The sequence below is a fragment of the Streptomyces sp. NPDC057565 genome, assembly GCF_042801455.1.
GTDB classification, from domain to species: domain Bacteria; phylum Actinomycetota; class Actinomycetes; order Streptomycetales; family Streptomycetaceae; genus Streptomyces; species Streptomyces yanii.
The window spans coordinates 1-2,816 of record NZ_JBHVFU010000154.1 but is presented as its reverse complement, the minus strand read 5'-3'; the positions used below and the strand labels follow the sequence as shown (position 1 = coordinate 2,816).

Here is a 2,816-nt window from a genome sequence, read left to right as displayed (position 1 = left end):
ACTCACCCTCGCGGGCTTTCCTCCGGGCTTTCCCTTCGGTCTTGCGTTTCCGACTCTATCAGACTCTTTCGTGTCCGATTCCCGGTCGAAGCGGGCCCCCTGCGAAGCAGAAGATTTATTTCTGTGCCTTTCAGGTTTTCGCTTTCGCTTTTCCCTTTCCGGCGAGTCCGACTCTATCAGGCCTTTTCCGTTTCCTTGACCAGCTGCCTGCAGGCATGCAGGCATGCAGGTGCCGAATCCGGGTTAAGGTCTGGGCTTGATAGACGCCGCCGACCCCCGACTCAAAGTCGCGTTGGGGCCAGGCAGGAGTACGACACTACAGGTCACAGGTAGTCGAGGCAAATCGTTTGCGGTGCACCCCTAGGTCCGTGAAGCCGCAGGACTCGGGCGGAACCGGGACTTCTTATGACTTACGCTGCTGAACAGTACGCCGCCCTCTACAGGCCGCGGCGGCGCCAAATGAAGCTTCACCCTGGGAGGCTCCCTATGACCACTGTGACGTCCCCTCTTGCCGGACGCGCCATCGGACTCGCGGCGGTACCCGACCCGGTCTTCTCCGGCGCGATGGTGGGGCCCGGAACTGCCGTTGATCCTGTGCGCGAGCCGTCGGAGGCCGTTTCGCCCGTGGACGGAATCATTGTCTCCCTGCACCCGCACGCGTTCGTCGTCGTGGACGAGCAGGGGCATGGGGTGCTGACCCACCTGGGCATCGACACCGTGCAGCTCAATGGCGAGGGCTTCGAACTGCTCGTCAACAAGGGCGACACCGTCACGCGCGGTCAGGGCATCGTGCGCTGGAACCCGGTCGCGGTGGAAGAGGCCGGCAAGTCCCCGATCTGCCCCGTCGTGGCGCTGGAGGCCACTGTCGAGTCGCTCTCCGACGTCCGTGAGGACGGGGATGTGAAGGTCGGCGAGGCGCTGTTCGGTTGGCAGTGACGCACTCGGCGCAGTGACAGGCAGTCGGTACACATCGCGGTGGCACGGGATCGCCGCACAATCGGAGACGGTGAAATGGAGACAACGCTGCGAGGCGTCGGCGTGAGCCACGGTGTGGCGATCGGCGAGGTTCGGCACATGGGTACGGCCGTGCTGGAGCCGCCGGCCAAACAGATCCCGGCGGAGGAGGCCGAGCGCGAGCAGGGACGTGCTCGTCAGGCTGTCGACGCTGTCGCGGCCGACCTGATTGCGCGCGGCAATCTGGCCGGCGGCGAGGCGCAGGCCGTGCTCGAGGCGCAGGCCCTGATGGCTCAGGACCCCGAGCTGATGGCCGATGTGGACCGTCGGATCGCCGTCGGGAGCAGTGCCGAGCGTGCGGTGTACGACGCCTTCGCCGCCTACCGGGCTCTGCTCGCCGGTGCCGGGGAGTACCTGGCGGGGCGGGTCGCGGACCTCGACGACGTGCGCAACCGGATCGTGGCGCGGTTGCTCGGTGTGCCGATGCCGGGTGTACCGGACAGCGACGAGCCGTATGTACTGATCGCACGGGATCTGGCGCCTGCCGATACGGCGCTGCTCGACCCCACGCTGGTGCTCGGCTTCGTCACCGAGGAGGGCGGACCGACCAGTCACAGTGCGATTCTCGCGCGGGCGCTCGGTGTGCCGGCCGTAGTGGCTCTCCCCGGGGCCTGTGAGCTGGCCGAGGGCACCGTGATCGCGGTGGACGGCAGCACCGGCGAGATCTTCGTCGAGCCGAGCGACGAGAAGCGTGCCGAGATGGAGAGCGCTGCGGCTGCACGCAAGGCTGCGCTGTCCGCGTCGACCGGTCCGGGTGCGACGTCCGACGGTCACAAGGTGCCGCTGCTCGCCAATGTGGGCGGGCCCGGCGACGTGCCGGCGGCGGTCGAGGCCGGTGCCGAGGGTGTGGGGCTGTTCCGTACGGAGTTCCTGTTCCTGGACGACAGCAAGCAGGCACCGTCCGAGGAGAAGCAGGTCGCGGCGTACCGGGCGGTGCTGGAGGCGTTCCCCGAGGGGCGTGTCGTGGTGCGGGTGCTGGATGCCGGCGCGGACAAGCCGCTCGACTTCCTGACGCCCGCGGACGAGCCGAACCCGGCGCTGGGTGTGCGGGGGCTCCGCACTCTGCTGGACCACCCGGAGGTGCTGCGGAGCCAGCTGACCTCGCTGGCGAAGGCGGCCGAGGGGCTTCCCGTCCATCTGGAGGTCATGGCGCCCATGGTGGCGGACCGTACGGATGCGAAGGCGTTCGCCGACGCGTGCCGGGCGGCCGGGCTGCAGGCGAAGTTCGGCGCGATGGTGGAGATTCCGTCCGCCGCTCTTCGGGCCCGCTCGATCCTGCAGGAGGTGGAGTTCCTGTCGCTGGGCACCAATGACCTGGCGCAGTACACCTTCGCCGCCGACCGTCAGGTGGGTGCGGTGTCCCGGCTGCAGGATCCGTGGCAGCCCGCGCTGCTGGACCTCGTGGCACTGTCGGCCGATGCGGCCAAGGCCGAGGGCAAGAGCTGCGGCGTCTGTGGTGAGGCCGCCGCCGATCCGCTGCTCGCCTGTGTGCTGACCGGTCTGGGTGTCACCTCCCTGTCGATGGGTGCCGCGTCCATTCCTTATGTCCGGGCCACGCTGGCGAAGCACACGCTCGCGCAGTGCGAGCGTGCCGCTGCTGCCGCGCGCGCCACGGATTCCGCCGATGAGGCGCGGCTCGCGGCTCAGGCGGTGCTGTCGGGCGAGTAGGTCCCGCGCAGCCGGTCGCGAAGGGGCTCCCCGCCACAGGGCGGTTTCTAGGGGTCGTCGCAACACGTGGTCGTGTTGATCAGGTCGCGAGCAGTTTATGCAGGCGCTCGGCTGGGGTTTCCCAGTCGAGCGTT

At 68.4% G+C, this 2,816-nt stretch carries 2 protein-coding genes; both read left to right on the top strand.

Annotated features, from left to right (window positions below):
• Positions 1-486 precede the first annotated feature (486 nt).
• Positions 487-936: a PTS glucose transporter subunit IIA gene (locus tag ACFU8W_RS52235; protein ID WP_384052917.1), complete on the top strand. Its 450-nt coding sequence runs from the start codon at positions 487-489 to the stop codon at positions 934-936.
• A 75-nt stretch (positions 937-1,011) separates the two neighbouring features.
• Complete coding sequence (gene ptsP / locus ACFU8W_RS52230) at positions 1,012-2,682, top strand: phosphoenolpyruvate--protein phosphotransferase (RefSeq protein WP_384052915.1); 1,671 nt, start codon at positions 1,012-1,014, stop codon at positions 2,680-2,682.
• Positions 2,683-2,816: the final 134 nt, after the last annotated feature.

What these genes read in the sequence shown, in the direction of transcription:
- ACFU8W_RS52235 (WP_384052917.1), top strand. Translation starts at nt 487, where the DNA reads ATGACCACTGTGACGTCCCCTCTTGCCGGACGCGCCATCGGACTCGCG.
- ptsP (WP_384052915.1), top strand. Translation starts at nt 1,012, where the DNA reads ATGGAGACAACGCTGCGAGGCGTCGGCGTGAGCCACGGTGTGGCGATC.